Genomic DNA, 20442 nt, shown 5'->3' on the forward strand with positions numbered 1-20442 from the left:
CTTTGGAGCAGTGTTTGCGCGAAGGTTTCATTGATTATACGGTGGAAGCGGACCAACGGTATGTTCCGAAAATTCTGACCAACAATAAGGATAAAAAGCGCAAGGTCCTCGATACGATTTTGTCACAGTTGTACGTTTGTGATTCCTTCTTGTTTTCCGTTGCCTTTTTGACGAAAAGCGGGATTGCCTGTCTAAAGGATGCGCTTATTCAGAACCGGACGGCGACGGGGAAGATTTTAGCCTCTCAGTATTTGAACTTTACGGAACCCGGTGCATTGCGGGAATTGTTGAAGTTTCCCAATGTCGAATTGCGCATGGTGACGGAAGAACGGGCTTTTCACGCCAAAGGCTATCTCTTTCATCGTTCCCAGGCAGGGCCGGAAAATTATACCATGGTCATTGGCAGCAGTAACATGACGGCCAATGCCTTGACGCACAATCAGGAATGGAATGTGTTCTTTACGTCGGCAGAAAACGGCTCGCTCATCAGGCAGACAAAGGAAGAATTTGATGCCTTGTGGGATACGGCGGAAGTCGTCAATGAAGCGTGGATTCAGGCTTATGAGTCTGTGTACACGCACAATAAACCGAAACGGCAGTCCGTGTATGTTCCTTTTCATAAAATCCAGCCGAACGCCATGCAAAAAGCGGCTTTAGCGGGGATTCAAAAGTTGCGTGACGATGGTCAGGACCGGGGACTGCTCATTTCAGCGACTGGGACGGGGAAAACCTATTTGTCGGCCTTTGATGTCTTAAAAACGCATCCCCGGCGGTTTCTCTTTGTCGTCCATCGGGAGCTCATCGTCAAAAGTGCACGGGACAGTTACGTCCGGATTGGCATTAATCCAGCCGATACGGGGCTGCTGACAGGGCACGATAAAGAAATGGATAAGCCCTATATTTTTGCGACCATTCAGACCTTGGCCCAGGATGAAATACTCCATACCTTTGCGCCCGATGCTTTTGACTATATTGTCATCGATGAAGTGCATCATGGCGGAGCCGCGACGTACCAAAAGGTCATTGGCTATTTTCGGCCCAAATTTCTGTTAGGTATGACGGCGACGCCGGAACGGTCCGATGATTTCGATATTTATGCTTTGTTCCATCATCATATTGCTTATGAAATCCGCTTGCACGACGCCTTGGAAGAAAATATGCTCGTTCCTTTTCACTACCACGGCATCAGCGAGATTACCGTCAATGGCAACGTGTTGGACGATAAGAGCGATTTTGCTCTCTTGACTTGCGAAGAACGTGTAAAACATATATTATACTATGCCGATTTGTATGGCAGTGATGCCGACCGCATCAAAGGCCTCGTCTTTTGCCGCAATGTAGACGAAGCGCAGGCCTTGGCTGAAGCGTTTTGCCAGCATGGGAAACGGGCCGTCGCCTTGACGGGCGCGTCGCGCGAAAGCGAACGGAGTGAAGCGATTCGTCATTTAGAGGCGAAAGCTGCCGAAGACCCGCAGTATCTCGATTACATTTTCACTTGTGATATTTTCAATGAAGGCGTCGACATTCCCCAGGTCAATCAGGTCATCATGCTGCGGCCAACAACGTCGGCTATCGTCTTTGTGCAGCAGTTAGGCCGGGGACTGCGCAAATATCCGCATAAGCGCTATTTAGAAGTGCTCGATTTCATTGGCAACTATGAAAATAACTTTTTACTTCCCATCGCCCTGTTTGGCGACCGGACGTATGATAAGGATTTTGTCCGCCGCCTCATGCAGGTCAATTTTCTGCCGGGACCGACGTCGGTTCATTTTGACGATATCGCCAAAGAACGAATTTACGCGGCTATTGATGCCAAAAGTGCTTTGGCAGACCTGCGGGATTTGAAAGAATCATATCATAATATGGCCTATCGCCTGGGCCGCCAGCCGATGATGATGGATTTTGTCCGCTTTGGCGACAAGGATCCGGCGCTGTTCGTCGCTAAGAAAGAGTCTTTTTTTGAATTTGTTCAATACATGGAGCCTTATAACTCGACGCTGAACGCATCGCATCAGGCTGTGCTGAAGATGATGAGCCTGGAACTGGCCAATGGCAAACGGATAGAAGAATTGCTGGTCTTGCGTCATTTGCTGACAGAAGATTCCTGGTCTACGGCGGCCCTGGCTAAGGAAATGAACGAAACATACCATTTCCTGCCGTCTGCGGAAACGATGGAAAGCGTGGCCCGCCTGCTGGATTTGCAATTTTTTACTAAAACGGCCAGAAAAAAATACGGCGGACAGCCGCTCATTTCCTTTGAAAATCATGCTTATACAGCGACTCCTTATTGGAACGATTTGAAAGAAAATAAAGAATTTCAGTGCTATGTTCAAGATATTCTCGACTATGGGACCTATCGTTTTGAAAGCCTCTACGTCCACGACGAACCGGAAATCATTAACGGCTTTGTCCGCTACGGCCGCTATTCCCGTAAAGACGTATCGCGCATTCTCAATTATGAGACGAATCGCGAAGGCACGCTCAATGGCTATCAGATTGTCGGGGCTACGTGTCCTATTTTCGTCACCTATGAGAAACGTGACGACATTTCGGCCAATACGAAGTACGAAGACCAGTTCGTCTCGCCACAGCAGTTCAGCTGGATGACGCGGGCTCGGATTCACCTGACGTCGTCGCAGATTCCGGCGATTTGCAATGAGCACACGCGGAAACTGCTGTTTGTAAAAAAGAGCGATGCCGAAGGCTCCGACTTCTATTACATGGGAGATTTGACGGTATTAGGCGATCCTGTCGAAACGACGATTGCCGATGGCAAAGGGCAGCAGCTGCCTATCGTCAATTTCCAGTTCCTTTTGGACAAGCCTGTTGAGGATAAGCTCTATCGGTATCTGTGTGAGTGAGTCATTATTTAGTAAATCGTAAATTAGTAAATCGTAACTTACTAATTTACGATTTACTAGTGCAAGGTGTTATAGACAGGCCTACACAAAAACTTTACACGCCACCTGTGGTACATTGACGGGAAATGTGGTAAACTAGTATAGTTATAGAAGTATATACAAAGGGGAGGTGTTTTTTTACTCTATGGAAGATAAATATGAATCGAATCATGATGGGCCGAAATCGAAGAAGTTCAATGGCCGCAATGTGGCCGATAACATCATGAAAGGTGTCATCGTCCTGATTATGGCCGTCATCTTCGTCATGATTGCCGACCAGGTGATTACGACGCCCTTCATCAGTGCCGAAATCGAAGGGGAATTTTTCCACGGCAGTATTTTCGGTACGACTATCATCACCATCGTAGCCTATATCGTCGGTATCATCGTTGGTGCCCTGGTGGGCTATGGGATTTCGCCGTTCGTGCTGCGCCTCATCTGGGCAGCGATTCACCGCATCGAATCGGGCCTGAATGATTTCGAGAGCCAGGACATCATCGTCGGGACGCTGGGGTTGCTTTTTGGACTTATCATTGCGAATTTAATTGGCCTAGCGTTCGCCCGCCTGCCGATCATTGGGGCCTACGGGCCTATCGTCTTCAGCATCGTCTTCGGCTACGCCGGCATGAGCATCGCCATCCGCAAGAAGAGCGAAATCATCGCCCTGGCAGGCAATCTGCGCCTGGGCAAGTCCGGTAAGGACCACGGCAGCAAGCATAAGGACATGGAATTTTCCGGCAAGCTCCTCGATACGAGCGCCATCATCGACGGCCGCATCGCCGAGATTTGCAGTACCGGCTTCCTCGAAGGGCCGCTGCTGGTGCCGGTCTTCGTCCTGGAAGAATTGCAGCTCATCGCCGATTCGTCGGACCTGTTGAAGCGCAATAAGGGCCGCCGCGGCCTGGATATCCTGAAACAGATGCAGGAAGATAATTACGTCGAAGTCCGCATCATCAATGACGATTTCGACGACGTCCAGGGCGTCGACTCCAAGCTCGTCCGCCTGGGCCGCAAGATCAATGCCAAAGTCGTCACTAACGACTATAACCTGAATAAAGTCGCCGCCCTCCAGGGCGTGGCCGTCCTCAACATCAACGACCTGGCCAATGCCCTGAAACCGGCCCGCATCCCTGGGGAACACATGAACGTCCTCATCGTCAAGGCCGGCAAGGAAGAGAACCAGGGCGTCGCCTATCTCGATGACGGCACGATGATCGTCGTCGAAGATGGCCAGAAATATATCGGTTCTACTGTGCCCGTTACGGTGACGTCTGTCCTGCAGACGTCGGCTGGGCGCATGATATTCGTCAAGATTGCTAATGAGTAGGTGAAATGTGTGAAAGTATCTGTCATCGTCGTAGCGGCCGGCACAGGGAGCCGCTTCGGCTACGAGCGGAACAAGCTCTTTTATCCCTTGTGCGGCGAGCCTGTCCTGACCCATACGCTGCGCCACATTTTCGCGGCCCGGTCGGTCAGTGAGGTGGTCATTGTCCATTCCCGCGTCGATGAGAAGGAAATCCGCCGCCTTGTCGATGACCTCCATCCTATCCAGCCCGTGCGCTACGCCCTGGGCGGCGCCGAACGGGAAGATTCGGTCTACAACGGCCTCATGGCCGTCAGCCGCGACGTGGATGTGGTCATGGTCCACGACGGCGCCCGGCCTTTTGCCGGCCCGGACTGGTATGACCAGGGAGCGGCCATGATGGAAACGGCCCGAGCTGCCATTTACGGCATCCCTCTCAAAGATACAGTCAAGGTCCGCGGCGACGACGGCCGGCTCCATACGTTGAACCGCAGCCGCCTGGTCGCCGCCCAGACGCCGCAGATCTTTCACCGGGACCTGCTCATGGAAGCCCATGAGCACGCCCGGACCGAGGGCATCCAGGCGACGGATGATGCATCCCTCGTCGAAGCCCTGGGGGTACCCGTGGTCATCCTCGAAGGGAGCGAGAAGAACCGCAAGGTGACGACGCGTGACGACATCCCTATCCTGTCCCTGTACATGAAGGGGAGGGAAGTCCAGCGCATCGGTACGGGCTATGACGTCCACCGCCTGAAAGAAGGGCGGCGCCTGGTCCTGGGCGGCGTCGAGATTCCCTTTGAACGGGGCCTCGATGGCCATTCCGATGCCGACGTCGTCATCCACGCCATCATGGATGCCCTGCTGGGAGCCGCCGGGCTCCGCGACATCGGGACGTATTTTCCCGATACGGACCAGGCCTTCAAGGATATTTCCAGCCTGGTCCTCCTGGAAAAGGTCCGCCATCTGCTGCGGGAGAAATGCTGCCGCATCGTCAACCTCGACGTGACCTTATTGGCACAACGGCCTAAAATCAAGCCCTATGTGCCGCAGATGATCGCTAATATTGCCGAGGCCCTGCGTATCCCCAAGGCCGCTGTCTCCGTCAAGGCGACGACGACAGAGAAACTGGGGTTCGTCGGCCGGGAAGAAGGCATGGCCGCCCAGGCGGCAGCCATGGTCCTTAGCTATCAATAATACATATATATAGTCTTTAGGAGGAATTTTTTATGTCACAGGAAGTACGCGTTCGTTTTGCTCCGAGCCCGACAGGCCCGTTCCACATCGGCGGTGCCCGTTCGGCACTGTTCAACTACCTCGTTGCCAAGCACAACCACGGTAAGTTCGTCGTCCGCATCGAAGATACGGACCGCAAGCGTTCGACGTCGGAATCGGAAGAAAACATCAAGGAAGCCCTGAAATGGCTGGGCATCACCTGGGATGAAGGCATCGATGTCGGCGGCCCCGATGGCCCGTACCGCCAGACTGAACGCCTGGGCATTTATCAGAAATATACGGAAAAGCTCTTGGCCGAAGGCAAGGCCTACTACTGCTTCTGCACGCCGGAAGAACTGGAAGCGGAAAAACAGGTTCAGCTGGCCAAAGGCGAAACGCCGGTCTACTCCGGCAAATGCGCTGACCTGCCCAAGGAAACGGTCGAACAGTACCTCAAGGAAGGCCGTCCCCACGTCATCCGCATCAAGACGCCGAAGAACGAAACGATTGAACTGGACGACCTCGTCCGCGGTCACGTATCCTTCGATTCCAACAACGTCGGCGACTTCGTCATCGTCAAATCCGACGGCATCCCGGTCTATAACTACTGCGTCGTCCTCGACGATGCCCTCATGCACATCACCCACGTCATCCGTGCGGAAGAACACTTGTCCAACACGCCGCGCCAGCTGGTCATCTACAAGGCATTGGGCTTTGAAGCCCCGCAGTTCGCTCACGTATCGCTCATCCTCGGCGCCGACAAGAAGAAGATGAGCAAGCGCCATGGCGCTACGTCGGTCCAGCAGTACCGCGATATGGGCTACCTGCCCGATGCCCTGGTCAACTTCCTGGCCCTCCTCGGCTGGACGCCGGAAGGCGATCAGGAAATCTTCAGCCGCGATGAACTCATCGAACAGTTCACCCTCGACCGCGTCGCTAAGAACCCGGCCGTCTTCGACATCGAAAAGCTCAACTGGATCAACTTCCATTACATGAAGCAGCTCGATGAAGACCAGCTCTATGCCGTCTGCCTGCCGCACCTGCAGAAGGCCGGCTATGCCAGCGAAAATCCGGACGAAAAGGAAGCTGCCTGGTTGAAAGCCATCTGCGCTGCTATGCGCGAACACGTCCAGTACGGCGCTCAGATCGTCGACGCTGCCAAGGTCTTCTTCACCGACGACTATGCGCCGGAAAATGAAGAAACCGCAGCAGTCCTCAAAGAAGAAACGGCTCCGTCCGTCCTCAAGATGTTCCGCGACGAACTGGCTGCCCTCGACGACGTCACGCCCGACACGGTACAGCCCCTGTTCAAGAAAATCCAGAAGGGCCTCAAGGTCAAGGGCAAGTTCGTCTACATGCCTATCCGCGTCGCCGTCACCGGCGTCATGCACGGCCCGGACCTGAACGTCATCGTCGCCCTCATGGGCCGCGACAAAGTCCTGGCCCGTCTGGACGAAACGTTGGCATAAAGGGCTTGACATGAGCCCGATTATTGGGTACTATATACATACGTATTAACTAATAATATGTATCAAATAAGAATCTGCGATGATCAAAATGAGTTGCAGTGGCATCCGACAGAGAGGAAGGGTCACGGCTGAGAGCCTTTCCAGGTCATAAAACTGCAATGCTGCCTTTGTGAGCAGGCCGGGTGAAAGGAGTAATCCGGTCCGGGGGCGCCCGTTACTGCGCAGTAAAGATTACGGCACTGCCGTAAAAACAGAGTGGAACCACGGGCCACCGTCTCTGTCATAGGGGATGGTGGCCTTTTTGTTCAAATTTCAGGGAGGTTACCGTATGAGAGAACTGAAAGTATATAATACATTGACCCGTAAGAAAGAAACCTTCGTGCCCGTTACGCCGGGCCAGGTCAAGATGTATGTCTGTGGCATTACGCCGTACAACCATTCCCACATGGGCAATGCCCGTCCTTTCGTCACGTGGGACGTCATCAAGCACTATCTGGAACACTTGGGCTATGAAGTCACGCACATCCAGAACTTCACCGACGTCGATGATAAGATCATCAACGCCGCCAACGGCGAAGGCGTCACGTGGGATACCATTTCCAACCGCTATATCGCATCGTACTTCGACGTCATGGACAAGCTCCACATCCGCCGGGCCGACAAGTATCCCCGCGTATCGGAACACATGGATGAAATCATCAACATGGTCCAGACCCTCATCGACAAAGGCTATGCCTACGTCATCGACCACGACGTCTATTACAGCGTCGAAAAATTCGCCGACTACGGCGAATTGAGCGGCCGCAGCCTCGACGACATGATGGCCGGCGCCCGTATCGAAGTCGACGACCGCAAGCACAATCCCATGGACTTCGCCCTCTGGAAAGGTGCTAAGCCCGGCGAACCGTCGTGGGACAGCCCCTGGGGCAAAGGCCGTCCGGGCTGGCACATCGAATGCTCGGCTATGAGCAATAAGTACCTCGGCGACACCTTCGACTTCCACGGCGGCGGCAGCGACCTCATCTTCCCGCACCATGAAAACGAAATCGCCCAGTCCGAAGCCTTTACGGGCAAGAAACCGATGGTCAAATACTGGCTCCACAACGGCTTCATCACCATCAACTCGGAAAAGATGAGCAAGTCCCTGAATAACTTCTTCCTGGTCAAGGACGTCCTGGAACACTACAGCCCCGATGCCCTGCGCTTCTTCCTCATTTCCAACCACTACCGCAGCCCCTTGGACTTCAGCGACGAACGGCTGGAAGAAATGACGCGCAGCCTCGAACGCCTGGGCACGGCCATCGACAACGTCCTGGAACTCCTGGCTATGCCGGCCGGTGCTAAATCGCCGGAAGCCCAGCAGCTCCTGGAAACGGCCCACAAGGACGAAGAAGACTTTGAAAATGCCATGTGCGACGACTTCAATACGGCCCTGGCCAGCGCCGCCATGTTCGATTTGGCCAAGAACGTCAACATCTTCAAGAACGCCGTCGTCAACAACGGCGTCCCCGTCGATTCGGCAGCCATGTCGGAAGTCAAGCGCGTCTTCAAGACCTTCACGGATATCCTCGGCATCCTCGAAGACCGCTGGACCGGCAAGAAGGAAGACGCCAGCAGCAAGGACTACGACGACCTCATGCAGGCCATCCTCGACATCCGTCAGGAATGCCGCGCCCAGAAGCAGTACGCCCTGGCCGACGCCATCCGTGATAAACTGGGCGCTCTTGGCATCACCATTGAAGATTCGCCGCAGGGAGCGCGCTGGAAAAAGTGAAATTCAAACAACTGCAAGCACTGAAGAAACGGGCCTACCAGGCCTTTGCCGACGGCAAGCGCCTGGATGTGCCCGACCAGGATGCGGCCCATCTCGACTCGATCAACCTGGCCTTCGTCGGTGACGCCTATTACGCCCTGACCCTGCGCCGGCGCCTGGTGGAAACGGGCATTCCCCACGTCCAGGTCCTGCACACGCTGGCGGCGGAATTCGTATCCGCCAAGGCCCAGGCCTATGTCTACCGCCGCATCCACGACGGCCTGACGGACGACGAAAAGGCCGTCTGCCAGCGGGCCCGCAATGCCTATACCTTGGCGCCGAAGAGCGCCACCGTCGCCGAGTACCACGACAGCACGGCCCTGGAAGCCCTGGTGGGCTACCTGGTCATGGCTGGCCGGACGGAACGCCTGGACGCCGTCATGGCCCAGGTCTATGAAGAAACGAAAGCCTATTGTAACGAAAAACATGGAGGAATGGAATGAGTGAGGCAAATATCATCATCGGCCGCAACAGTGTCACCGAAGCCCTGAAGGCCGGCCGGTCCATCACCAAGCTGTACGTCGCTGCCGGCAATGAGTCGCAGCCGCTGCAGCGCATCCGCGACCTGGCAGAACGGAAGGAAATCCTCGTCGAAGACGTGCCCCTGAAGGTCCTCCACCACCTGGCACCGGGCAACCGCCACCAGGGCGTCATCGCCTTTGCCAAGCCCGTAGAATACGCCGATTTGACGGACGTCCTCATCGCTGCTGATGAAAAGGGGAAGGTACCGTTCCTGGTCCTCCTCGACGGAATCGAAGACGTCCACAACATGGGGGCCATCATCCGCACGGCGGAATGTGCCGGCGTCGACGCCGTCCTTCTGCCCAAGCGGCGGACGGCGCCCATCAATGAGACTGTCGGCAAGACGTCGGCCGGCGCCGTCGAATACATGCCCCTCGTGCAGATCGGCAACATCGCCCAGACCTTGAAGCAGCTCAAGAGGCGCGGTTTCTGGGTCATCGGCGCTGACATGGACGGCGAGACGGACTATTTCCACAGCTCCCTGACGGATCCGGTCGTCCTGGTCATCGGCAGTGAAGGCCGGGGCATTTCGCACCTGGTCAAGGAGACGTGCGACGTCCTGGTCCAGATTCCCATGTTCGGCCACGTCAATTCCCTCAACGCCTCCGTCGCAGCGGCCCTGCTCATGTATGAAGTCGTGCGGCAGCGGCAGGCAGGCGAATAATTTAAAATAAGCGAGGTAACGATTATGCAGGCAGCGTCCAATGCAGAAGAAAAACATGACCGCTTTGCAGGCATGACAGATGAAGAAATCGTACGCATCGCCCAGGAAGAGCACGATGGCAAAGCGGCCGATTATATCGTCAACAAGTATCGCAACTTCGTCAAATCCAAAGCCCGCGCCTACTTCCTGGTCGGCGCCGACCGGGATGACATCATCCAGGAAGGCATGATCGGCCTCTACAAGGCGACGCGGGATTTCCGCGGCGACAAGCTGTCGTCGTTCCGGGCCTTTGCCGAGTTATGCATTACCCGGCAGATCATCACGGCCATCAAGACGGCGACGCGGCAGAAACACATACCCCTCAACTCATATGTGTCCCTCAACAAGCCCGTCTATGAAGACGAATCGGACCGGACGCTGCAGGACATCCTGTCCGGCATCCGCGTCAGCGATCCCGAAGAGCTGGTCATCAGCCGCGAAGAATTCAATGATATCGAACTGAAGATGAATGAGATCCTCAGCGATCTGGAATGGCAGGTCCTGACAGCCTATCTCGACGGCAAATCCTACAACGAGATGTCCCGTCAGCTGCACCGGCACGTCAAGTCCATCGACAATGCCCTGCAGCGGGTCAAACGCAAGCTGGAACATTATCTGGAAACGCGCAATGCCGAAAAAGAAACGGAACCCGATGAGAAAGCCAAAGAACCTATTGATAGAAAAGCTAAATGAGTGTACAATAGTACTGTTAGCGTCATTGTGTGAGGAGGATTAACGTGATCACAGCATTAGAAATCATCGTTGTCATTTTGGCACTGCTCATCATCGGTGTCGTCGTGGCACAGAAGAGCAAGACCCAGGGCATGGGCGCCGGTTTCGGCGGCGGTGCCGAAGCCTTGTTCGGGAGCCGGGCCCGCGGCATGGATGCCCTGCTTTCCAAACTGACTATCGTCCTGTCGATAGCATTTGCCATTTGTACATTGCTGTTAGGCAGACTGATGCATACTTTTTAATGAATTCTTAGGGGCTGTCGCATATGCGGCGGCTCCTTTTTTATCCTTTGCAGAACGGCGATTTGAGGAGGGGAACTATGGATTTACAGCTGGCTCATGATATAATAAGTATATGTAATGAAGACAGCGGCGGCGCAACGGTCGAAGACTGTGCCGAACAGCTCGGCATCACCGGCGCCCGGCTGGCTGACGTATTTGACACATTTGAAGAATTAGTGAGGAGTGAAAAGCTCATGAGAATCGCAGGAGACCGGTATATCTCGGCCAAACAGCCCCTGGAAATCACCGGTATTTATAAAGGTTATACGCCGACCTTCGGGTTCGTCCTCAGCCAGGACCTGACGGAGGACGTATACATTGCCGAACAGAACCGCCATACGGCCATGAATAACGATAAGGTCACGGTCCGCATCCTGCACAGCGGCGATGGCCGTCATAAACAGGAAGGGGAAATTGTATCCATCGTCGAACGGGCCAACAAGACCCTGGTCGGTACGTTCCAGCTGGAAAAACACAGCGCCTTCGTCACGCCCGATGACGAACGCATCCGCGAAGACGTCTACGTGCCCCTCGACAAGACCGGCGGTGCCCGCAGCAGTGCCCGCGTCCTGGTCAAGATCACCAAGTGGCCCGAAGAAGGGCGCAAAGCTGAAGGGGAAGTGACGGAAGTCCTCGGCTATGACGGCGACAAGGACCTGGATATCAAGGTCATCATGGCCCGCCACGGCCTGCCTTTCGACTTCCCGGACGACGTCAAGAAGGAAGCCGCCAAGATCGACACGACGGTCACCCTGGAAGAAGGGCGCCGCGATTACCGCGACCGCCAGCTCATCACCATCGACAGCGAAGATGCTAAGGACCTGGACGATGCTATCGACGTCGTCCGCCTGCCGAACGGCCATTTCCGTCTGGGCGTCTACATTGCCGACGTCAGCTATTATGTCCGTCCGGGCTCGGCCATCGACCAGGAAGCATATAACCGCGGCACCAGCGTCTACCTCGTCGACCGGGTCATCCCCATGCTGCCGACGGTCCTGTCCAACGGCATCTGCAGCCTCAACGCCAATGAAGACCGTTACTCCATGACCTGCGTCATGGAAATCGACGAAGAAGGCAAGGTCCTCAAGGCCGACATCGGCCCGGCCGTCATCCGCGTCAAACGGCGCTGCAACTACGTCGAAATCCGCAAGGCCCTGTTGGACGGCATCGTACCTGACGACTTGCAGCCCTTCATGCCCATGCTCCACGAACTGCGGGCCTTGTCGACGATTCTCAAGAACATGCGCCTCCGCCGCGGGGCCATCGACTTCGATTTCCCTGAATACAAAGTCATCCTCGACCCGGACGGCGTACCGCTGCGTCTGGAAAAACGGGAACGGACCATTGCCGAACAGATCGTTGAAGAAAGCATGCTCATTGCCAACGAAACGGTGGCCTGCTATCTCCGGGACAGCGAAAACCCGTCGGTCTACCGTATCCACGAGTTGCCTGAACCGGAACGGCTGGAAATGATGCGCACCGTCCTGTCGAGTTTTAACCTGCCCATGCCCGATACGGAATCGGTCAAGCCGGCAGACTTCCAGAAGCTCCTGGAAATGACCAAGGGAACCGATGAAGCCGCTGTCGTTCAGACCATCGCTCTGCGCTCTATGCAGCAGGCCCGCTATTCGACGACCAATGCCGGCCACTTCGGCCTGGCTTCGGAATGTTATACCCATTTCACGTCGCCTATCCGCCGCTACCCGGACCTCATGGTCCACCGCCTGATCCGCCAGTACCAGCGCCGGGGCAAGCTGACCGAGGAAGAATCGCAGCAGTCCCTGTCGTACTATACCATCGCCGCCGACCAGGCCAGCTCGCGCGAACGCATTGCCGTCGAAGCCGAACGGGAAACGGACGACCTCAAGAAGTGCCAGTACATGCTGCCCTTTATCGGTCAGCCTTTTGAAGCGCACATTACGGGCATTACGTCTTTCGGCCTCTTCGTGGGCCTGGAAAACGGCATCGAAGGCCTGGTCCACATTTCCCTGCTCACCGACGACGACTACGAATTCGACGAAGCGTCGTACACCCTGCGCGGCCAGCACGGTGGCAAGGTCTACCGCTTAGGCGATGCCATGGAAGTTACCCTGGCTCAGGTCAATGTGGAAAAATGCGAAATCGACTTCGTCCCAGGCCGCTACGAATCGCTGGAAGACGTGCAGCAGCTCATGGCGGCCAGTGCCGAACGGCGCCATAAACGGAAACACAGCGATAAGAAGGACACCGACACCAAGCGCAACTGGTTCGCCGGAGCCATCGGCAAGAAGGGCAAGAAAGACAAGAAGGATAAGAAAGGCCGCAAGGACAAGAAATCCGGCCGCAAAGCCGCGCGCAAGGGCAAGGGCAGCAAGAGCCGCCGCGGCAAAAAGAAGAAGAAATAGGAGGAATTCGTTTTGGCAACGTCACCGACAAAAGGTGTGAAATATATTTCGGAAAACCGCAAGGCCCATCACGATTATTTTATCCATGAAACGTATGAAGCCGGCATTGTCCTGACGGGGACGGAAGTCAAGTCCCTGCGCCAGGGCAAGGTCAATCTGAAGGACAGCTTCTGCCGCATCGAGAACGGCGAAGTCTTCCTCCTGGGCATGCACATCAGCCCTTATGACCAGGGCAACCGCTTCAACCACGATCCCCTGCGGACGCGCAAGCTCTTGCTCCATAAATATGAAATCATCAAGCTCCTGGGCAAGATCCAGGAAAAAGGCTATACCCTCATCCCCCTCAACCTCTATTTCAAGAAGGGGAAGGTCAAAGTGACCGTCGCCCTGGTAACAGGGAAGAAGCTCTACGACAAGCGGCAGGCCCTGGCCGAAAAAGAAGCCAAGCGCGACATCGAACGCCGCATGAAGAGCCGTAACTACTAATCAGGAGGAGAAGTATCTATGAATTCAGAAGACCCTAAAATCCTTTCGGATCACGAACGGGATAGTTTCCGCGGCCAGACCATCGATGAAGATGGGACGGTCCACGACCAGAAGTCCCTCTATGAAGAACGGCTGCGCCAGCAACAGGAAGCGCACCATGGCATCCATATCGTCACGTCCGGCCTTTCATGGCGTGTCAAACTGGCCCTGGGCTTCATCGTCTTCTGCATCGTCGCCGTCATCATCGGCGCCCTGGGCTTCATCATCATGGCCATGCCCTATCTCTTGGGCATCTTCGTCATCTACTGCATCTACAGCATCGTCAGCTCCCTGTTGCATCGGTGAGTGGGCGTAGGGAGGTTCTATGAAAGAAAATATCGTCATCATCGACGGCAGCAGTCTGCTCTATCGGGCATTTTATGCCATCCCGCATCTGACCGATGCCCAGGGGCACCCGACGAATGCCGTCTATGGTTTTTTGAATATGTTATTGAAATTATACGGAGAACTGGACCCGCAGTACGTCGCCGTCGCCTTCGACAAGAGCAAGCACACCTTCCGCAACGACTTGTTCGACGGCTACAAGGCTACGCGCAAGCCCGCACCGGATGACCTGCGGCCCCAGTTCGCCCTGATCCGCGAAGTCCTGGCCTGCCTGGGTATCTGCGTCCTTGAACAGGAGGGCTACGAAGGGGACGACATCATCGGTACCCTGGCCCGCCGCACGGCAGCCGATGGCTATGCCGTCGCCGTCGTCACCGGCGACCGCGACGCCCTGCAGCTGGTCACGGACGACGTGACGGTCTATCTGACCAAGAAGGGCATCACCAACATGCTGGCTGTCACGCCGGCCGTCATGGAAGCCGAATACGGTTATACGCCGGCCCAGGTCATCGACATGAAGGCCCTCATGGGCGATACGGCCGATAATATCCCCGGCGTTCCCGGCGTCGGCGAAAAGACGGCGCTCAAGCTCATCAGCCAGTTCGGCAGCGTCCACGGCGTCTACGAGCACCTGGACGAAGTGAAGGGCAAGAAGCTGCAGGAAAAACTGGCCGACAACAAGGATAAGGCCGTCTTATCCAAGGACCTGGCCACTATCCGCTGTGACGTGCCCCTCGATTACACCATGGATATGTTCCAGCCCCAGCCGCGCCAGGAAGACGTGGCCCAGCTCTTCCGCAGCCTGGGCTTCCGCAACCTCCTGGAACGCTTTGCCGCCTTCGACCGCTTCTCTCATCTGGCAGACGCCGCGGCACCGGCAGCGGCCGTCCAGGTCATGGACGCACCGGGCGCGGCCAGCCTGAAAGGGAAGACCGTCGCCGTCGCCGCCCGCTATGACGGCAGCCGGCCCATCCCGGCTGTGACGGCCCTGGCCATGGCCGTCGATGACGGCGCCTTCATCGTTCCCGAAAGCGATTACGACGCCTACCTCGCCGTCCTGCCCGAAGCGGCAGCCGTCGTCACCGATGACGGCAAGGACCTGACCAAGGTCGTATCCCGCGTCGCTCCGGGCCGCCTGCCCTTGAAGGACATCATCCTGGCAGCCTATCTCCTCGACCCGACGCGGACGTCCTATGGCCTGACGTATATTTCCGAAACCTTCGACGTCAGCCTGGACGAAGGCACAGAAGACGACGGACAGAAGCTGGCCTGCGATGCCGCTTTTGCCCTCCAGGTCTGGCCCAAAGCCGCAGCCGGGCTGGACAAGGCCAATCTCATGAAGCTCTACGACACCATCGAAGAACCGCTCATCCATACTTTGGCCGTCATGGAAATGAACGGCTTCACTGTCGATACAGACCGCCTCATAGCCATGAAGAGCGAATTGTCCTGCCAGGCCGATGCGCTGGAAGAAGCCATTTATGACGACGCCGGCGAAACGTTCAACATCAATTCGCCGAAACAGCTCGGCGTCATCCTCTTCGAGAAATTACAACTGCCCGTCATCAAGAAGACTAAGACGGGCTATTCGACGGACAGTGCCGTCCTCGATGCCCTGCGGGACAAACATCCCATGATCGACAAAATCCTGCGCTTCCGGGCCTTGAAGAAGCTCATTTCGACGTATCTCGACGGCCTGGAACCGCTCATCGTGCCGGAAACGGGCCGCATTTATACCCATTTCAACCAGATGGTCACGTCGACAGGCCGCCTGAGCAGTTCCGACCCGAATTTGCAGAATATACCTATCCGGACCGAACAGGGCCGCAAGATCCGCTCCCTCTTCGTCCCCGGTGAAGGCTATGACTATATCGTGTCCGGCGACTATTCGCAGATCGAATTGCGTCTCCTGGCTCATCTGTCCCAGGACCCGACCATGATCGACGGTTTCCAGAAAGGCCAGGACATCCATCGCCGGACGGCGTCGGAAGTCTTCGGCATCCCCCTGGATGAAGTCACGCCGGAAGAACGGTCCCATGCCAAGGCCGTCAACTTCGGCATCATCTATGGCATCAGCGACTTCGGCCTGGCCCGGAACATTTCCATTTCCCGCCAGAAAGCCAAGGAATATATCGACTCTTATTTCGCCCGCTACAGCACGGTCCACGACTACATGAACGGCCTCATCGCCTCGGCCAAGGAATCGGGCATGGCCGTCACCATGTTCGGCCGCCGCCGGGCCCTGCCGGAAATCAACAGCAAGAACTTCACGCGCCGGTCCTTTGCCGAACGGACGGCCATGAACACGCCTATCCAGGGCAGCGCGGCCGATATCATCAAGCTGGCCATGAACGCTGTCCAGGACGAATTGGAAAAACGCCATTTGAAGAGCCAGCTCCTGGTCCAGGTCCATGACGAACTGGTCCTGGAAGTCCCGGCCGGGGAAAAGGATGAAGTGGAACAGCTCCTCAAGGATACGATGGAACACATCGTCGACTTGTCCGTGCCCCTCGTCGTCGACATCCACAGTGGGACCAACTGGGAAGAAGCGAAGTAGGTGAGACTATGCCGGAATTACCGGAAGTAGAAACGATACGGGCCTTCCTCGACGAGCACGTCCGGGGCAAGACCATTACGGCCATTGACCTGGACCTGCCCAGGCTTATCAAGAATACGACAGCCGACCGTTTCCAGGCGGCCCTGACCGGCCAGACCCTGGAAGGCGTGAGCCGCCGTGGCAAATATCTCTTCGTCCACTGCAGCGGCCCCTGGTCCTTCCTGGCCCACATGCGCATGACCGGCAGCCTGCTCTACGAAGAAAGACCCGGCCAGTATGCCGGCCGGGCCATCCATATTACCTTTACCCTCAGCGAAGGGCGCCTCCTCTACCGCGATATCCGCACTTTGGGCTGCCTGTGGCTCGTGCCGTCAGACGGGCCGACAGGCGTCAAAGGCTACGACAGCCTGGGACCGGATGCCATCAGTCCGGATTTTACGGCGGACCGGCTCTATGCGCTCCTGAAAGGCTGTCATCGGCCGGTGAAGACGCTGCTCCTGGACCAGACAAAAGTGGCCGGTTTGGGTAACATCTACGTCGACGAAGCCCTGTTCCGGGCGGGCATCCGTCCCATGCGCCACAGCGACAGCGTGACGAAAAAAGAAGCGGTCCGCCTCCATGAAGCCATCGTCGCCGTCCTCCAGGAGGGCCTGGAACACGGCGGAACGACGATCCGCAACTTCATCAGCGGCAACGGCAAAGAAGGGCAGAACCAGGAAAACCTCCGCGTCTACGGCCGAGAAGGCACGCCCTGCACCGTCTGTGGCACGACTATCGAATACACCAAACTGAACGGCCGCGGCACCCACTACTGCCCGAAGTGTCAATCGTAGGGACCGCCCACCGCAGTTCTACCACTGGATCCCGTTGCCGTAATATTCGCTGGGCGTATCGCTGGTCTGAACATTCATGACGACGGGCATCTTGACCTGGCCTTTGATCCAGTCGTGAAGACGTAGGGCATCGTCGGCGCTCAGCGGCGTCGTGACGGTGACTTCAGCTATGAATCGATCATAGTTGAAGTCACCGTTTTTTGTATCTTTGCCCTGGTTCAAGGCAGTCAGCGTGCCGCCTCGGACGGACTGTATTTCTGGGAACAATAAGGGGGCCTGGCTGTTGAGGGTTTGGATGACCTGCTGGTCAGCCGCTGCACGTTCGTAAGCCGGGTAATATTTGCTGGTCAGCATCTTGTAAGAGGCTTCTTTGTCGGCTTTGCCCTGTTTTTCGATGCGGGCATTGATCAACTGCTGCACTTCCTCGGTGTTCAAATTCCGGTTTCCCTGGATGATGGAGAGGGTTATGCCTTGCAGGCGGTGATAGTGGCCCATGGCTGTTTTCAGTTGCTCGATTTGTTCTGCTGTCAAGACGGCCCCGACGAGGTCGACGGTCAAAGTATCGTCTTTCAGTGTATACGATACGACGCTGGTTTTTTCGAACTGCATGTCCGTCTGGATGAACGATTTTACCTGGACTTCCTGGAGGGCGTCTTTTACCGTCTGATGAGCCAGGTAGATACTGGGAATGGTGATCAAGAGGCCCAGTGTGACCAAGACGAGGCGTTGTTTGCGGAAATGAGCCTCGGCAATGTCGCCATGAGGCGGTACTTTCAGAATTTTGAAGACCAGGAACGAGGACAAGGCAATGAAGAAAGCATTGATGAAGAACAGGTACAAGGCACCCAGGAAAAACGTGTGGTTCCCGGAGGCCAGCCCATAGCCGGCCGTACAGAGGGGCGGCATCAGTGCCGTGGCGATGGCGACGCCGGGGATGACATTGCTCTTTTCTTTCCGCGTGTTCCCGACCGCACCGGCAATCCCGCCGCATAAGGCGACGAGGACATCCCAGATTGTCGGGGTAGTCCGGGCCAGCATTTCATCTGTCGGCGAGGTCAACGGCGACAGGAGAAAATAAATCGAAGCTGTCAGCACGGCCAGGCCGACCTGGAAAGATAATTTGATGAGGGATTTGCGGATAAAAGGGACGTCATATGTGGCCATACCGTAGCCCGTCGCTACGATACCGCCCATCAGCGGGGAAATGAGCATGGCGCCGATGATGACGGCGACGCTGTTCAAGTTCAGGCCGATGCAGGCAATCATGATGGCCATGACTAAGACGATCAAGTTCGTACCTTCAATGGTGGCGTCGGATAAGATGCGCTGATTGATGACTTCCATCGAGGCTGAGTCGCCTTTCAAATCGATTAAGTTATTCCATCGGTTCATGATTTTCCTCCTTGTCCGGGATGTACTTTATCCGTCAGGTATAAGTCGTGTTTGCCGGCCGCCAGCATCTTGACATACCGTTCATATTGACGGAGAACGTCGGTGATCAATTCATCTTTCTGCATGTATTTGATGCTGTATCCGCGCCGACCGTCGGCAAAATAACAAATGGGTTCATAATTTTCCTCTTCCGTAATGGTCGGGAAGGACAGGGAGCCGACGACGGTATCGGATACGTCGTTGGCCCGGTAGCGGATGCCATAAATGAAATTGCGGAGGCTCCCGCTTTCGACAATCAATTCCCGGCAGGCCGTCTGACTATCGTCACTGCCCTGGATGTGGACGGAAATTCCATTTCGCAGGAATTCCTGGCGCAGTTCCTGGAAAGCCGGGTCGACGGTCTGTTTGAGGAACTGCTGGAAATCGTCCAAGGTCCCGACGGATACGATTTTTTTCAGCCGGTCCTGCCAATGGGAGCCATCCCAGTAGACGGTACTTTCTGACAATTTTCTGCTGAAATAGGCGTTATCGATCGTCAAGCCCCGGAGCAGGCAGAACACCATCAGGATCATGATGACGGCAAAGGGCAGGGCGATGATGACGGTCATCGTCTGCAGGGCCTGGAGGCCGCCGGAATAGAGCAGGCCGATGGACAGCAGGGCCAGCAGGGTTCCCCATAAGACGGTCTGCCACTTGGGAAACGTATTTTTCCCTTGCGAGGCGATGCTGTTGATGACGAAAATCCCCGAGTTAGCCGAAGTGATGAAGAAAATGGCGATGACCAGCAGGGCAATCAGCGAGGTGACCAGGGCCAGGGGGAATTGGTCCAGGAACAGGAATAAGAGCTTTTCCGTTTCCGCGGCGGCCTGGGTCAGGATGCCACAGGTCTGTCCATCGACCCAGATGGCCCCGTTGCCGAACACTGTCATCCAGAAGATATTGAACAGGGTAGGGACCAGGAGGACGCAGACGACAAATTCGCGTATCGTGCGGCCTTTGGAAATCTTAGGATGAAGAGGCCGACGAAGGGCGCCCAGGAAATCCACCAGGCCCAATAGGTGATGGTCCAGTTCGTGAACCATTCTTCTTTGGTGCTTTCGTAGGCGAAAGTGCGGAAAGACAGTTCGATGATGTGTGTCAGATAGTAGCCCACGTTTTCTGTGAAGGCCGACAAGAGATATACCGTCGGGCCGGCGAAGAGGATGAACAGGAGCAGGGCGATGGCCAGGATTAGATTTCCCTGGCTCATGTAACGGATTCCCTTGCTTACGCCGGAAATGGCCGACAAGATGGCCAGGCCGACGGCGATGACAATCAAGAGGACAATATGGGAAAAAGAGGCTGTCGAAAAAATGCCGACTGAGCTGCCCCCCAATAGTTAGACCAAAAATCTAACGATTGGGGGTCAGTTTTTTTATGGCAAAACACAGTTATGAATTTAAGAAAAAAATAGTGCTGGAATACTTGAGCA

At 55.7% G+C, this 20442-nt stretch carries 15 protein-coding genes and 1 pseudogene; 14 read left to right on the forward strand and 2 right to left on the reverse strand.

The features are described 5' to 3' along the window. The first annotated feature begins 2 nt into the window (after positions 1-2). The 14 genes from ACFCTO_RS10950 to mutM all read left to right on the forward strand — a co-directional run bounded on the left by ACFCTO_RS10950 (position 3) and on the right by mutM (position 17579). On the forward strand, positions 3-2861 hold the full coding sequence (locus ACFCTO_RS10950) for a DEAD/DEAH box helicase (RefSeq protein ID WP_499876876.1): 2859 nt from the start codon (positions 3-5) through the stop codon (positions 2859-2861). 184 nt (positions 2862-3045) lie between these two features. Next, entirely contained in the window at positions 3046-4227 is a 1182-nt protein-coding gene (locus ACFCTO_RS10955; RefSeq protein WP_292261553.1) for a PIN/TRAM domain-containing protein, read from the forward strand. Positions 4228-4236: 9 nt separating this feature from the next. Continuing rightward, positions 4237-5397 (forward strand): 2-C-methyl-D-erythritol 4-phosphate cytidylyltransferase, encoded by a 1161-nt coding sequence (gene ispD, locus ACFCTO_RS10960; protein ID WP_292261556.1) that lies wholly within the window; start codon positions 4237-4239, stop codon positions 5395-5397. Positions 5398-5429: 32 nt separating this feature from the next. Beyond that, positions 5430-6884, forward strand: a complete 1455-nt coding sequence (gltX, locus tag ACFCTO_RS10965) for a glutamate--tRNA ligase (protein WP_302681361.1) — start codon at positions 5430-5432, stop codon at positions 6882-6884. A gap of 328 nt (positions 6885-7212) precedes the next feature. After that, entirely contained in the window at positions 7213-8658 is a 1446-nt protein-coding gene (cysS, locus tag ACFCTO_RS10970) for a cysteine--tRNA ligase (protein WP_499876877.1), read from the forward strand. Continuing rightward, positions 8655-9140, forward strand: a complete 486-nt coding sequence (locus ACFCTO_RS10975; RefSeq protein ID WP_020310076.1) for a Mini-ribonuclease 3 — start codon at positions 8655-8657, stop codon at positions 9138-9140. Before cysS ends, ACFCTO_RS10975 begins: the two co-directional genes overlap by 4 nt. Beyond that, the gene (gene rlmB / locus ACFCTO_RS10980; protein WP_499876878.1) at positions 9137-9883 is read left to right on the forward strand and encodes a 23S rRNA (guanosine(2251)-2'-O)-methyltransferase RlmB; all 747 of its coding nucleotides are present in this window, start codon (positions 9137-9139) and stop codon (positions 9881-9883) included. The genes ACFCTO_RS10975 and rlmB overlap by 4 nt, the downstream gene beginning before the upstream one ends. A gap of 24 nt (positions 9884-9907) precedes the next feature. Continuing rightward, positions 9908-10615, forward strand: a complete 708-nt coding sequence (gene sigH, locus ACFCTO_RS10985) for an RNA polymerase sporulation sigma factor SigH (RefSeq protein WP_020310078.1) — start codon at positions 9908-9910, stop codon at positions 10613-10615. A 44-nt stretch (positions 10616-10659) separates the two neighbouring features. Further along, positions 10660-10896: a preprotein translocase subunit SecG gene (secG, locus tag ACFCTO_RS10990; protein ID WP_499876879.1), complete on the forward strand. Its 237-nt coding sequence runs from the start codon at positions 10660-10662 to the stop codon at positions 10894-10896. A gap of 77 nt (positions 10897-10973) precedes the next feature. After that, a complete protein-coding gene (gene rnr, locus ACFCTO_RS10995; protein WP_499876880.1) occupies positions 10974-13319 on the forward strand; it encodes a ribonuclease R in 2346 nt (781 codons plus the stop codon). Between the two features lie 12 nt (positions 13320-13331). Beyond that, complete coding sequence (gene smpB, locus ACFCTO_RS11000; protein WP_499876881.1) at positions 13332-13805, forward strand: SsrA-binding protein SmpB; 474 nt, start codon at positions 13332-13334, stop codon at positions 13803-13805. Positions 13806-13823: 18 nt separating this feature from the next. Further along, a complete protein-coding gene (locus ACFCTO_RS11005; protein WP_292261567.1) occupies positions 13824-14150 on the forward strand; it encodes a hypothetical protein in 327 nt (108 codons plus the stop codon). 19 nt (positions 14151-14169) lie between these two features. Continuing rightward, a complete protein-coding gene (gene polA, locus ACFCTO_RS11010; protein ID WP_499876882.1) occupies positions 14170-16746 on the forward strand; it encodes a DNA polymerase I in 2577 nt (858 codons plus the stop codon). An 8-nt stretch (positions 16747-16754) separates the two neighbouring features. After that, positions 16755-17579, forward strand: coding sequence for a bifunctional DNA-formamidopyrimidine glycosylase/DNA-(apurinic or apyrimidinic site) lyase (gene mutM / locus ACFCTO_RS11015; RefSeq protein ID WP_499876883.1), 825 nt, complete (start codon positions 16755-16757; stop codon positions 17577-17579). Positions 17580-17597: 18 nt separating this feature from the next. Here mutM and ACFCTO_RS11020 read toward each other — a convergent pair whose 3' ends face one another. Together ACFCTO_RS11020 and ACFCTO_RS11025 are read right to left on the reverse strand one after the other, a co-directional pair. Then, the gene (locus ACFCTO_RS11020) at positions 17598-18971 is read right to left on the reverse strand and encodes a DUF389 domain-containing protein (protein WP_292262198.1); all 1374 of its coding nucleotides are present in this window, start codon (positions 18969-18971) and stop codon (positions 17598-17600) included. Beyond that, positions 18968-20346 (reverse strand): annotated as a pseudogene (locus tag ACFCTO_RS11025) (BCCT family transporter). Before ACFCTO_RS11025 ends, ACFCTO_RS11020 begins: the two are co-directional and overlap by 4 nt. Between the last annotated feature and the right edge of the window lie 96 nt (positions 20347-20442).

This window comes from Megasphaera indica (assembly GCF_046614755.1).
Lineage (GTDB): Bacteria > Bacillota > Negativicutes > Veillonellales > Megasphaeraceae > Megasphaera > Megasphaera intestinihominis.

Coding starts and splice junctions, on each gene's coding strand:
- rnr (WP_499876880.1), top strand. CDS start 10,974: ATGGATTTACAGCTGGCTCATGATATAATAAGTATATGTAATGAAGAC.
- ACFCTO_RS10955 (WP_292261553.1), top strand. CDS start 3,046: ATGGAAGATAAATATGAATCGAATCATGATGGGCCGAAATCGAAGAAG.
- ACFCTO_RS11005 (WP_292261567.1), top strand. CDS start 13,824: ATGAATTCAGAAGACCCTAAAATCCTTTCGGATCACGAACGGGATAGT.
- cysS (WP_499876877.1), top strand. CDS start 7,213: ATGAGAGAACTGAAAGTATATAATACATTGACCCGTAAGAAAGAAACC.
- mutM (WP_499876883.1), top strand. CDS start 16,755: ATGCCGGAATTACCGGAAGTAGAAACGATACGGGCCTTCCTCGACGAG.
- rlmB (WP_499876878.1), top strand. CDS start 9,137: ATGAGTGAGGCAAATATCATCATCGGCCGCAACAGTGTCACCGAAGCC.
- ACFCTO_RS11020 (WP_292262198.1), bottom strand. CDS start 18,971: ATGAACCGATGGAATAACTTAATCGATTTGAAAGGCGACTCAGCCTCG.
- polA (WP_499876882.1), top strand. CDS start 14,170: ATGAAAGAAAATATCGTCATCATCGACGGCAGCAGTCTGCTCTATCGG.
- sigH (WP_020310078.1), top strand. CDS start 9,908: ATGCAGGCAGCGTCCAATGCAGAAGAAAAACATGACCGCTTTGCAGGC.
- gltX (WP_302681361.1), top strand. CDS start 5,430: ATGTCACAGGAAGTACGCGTTCGTTTTGCTCCGAGCCCGACAGGCCCG.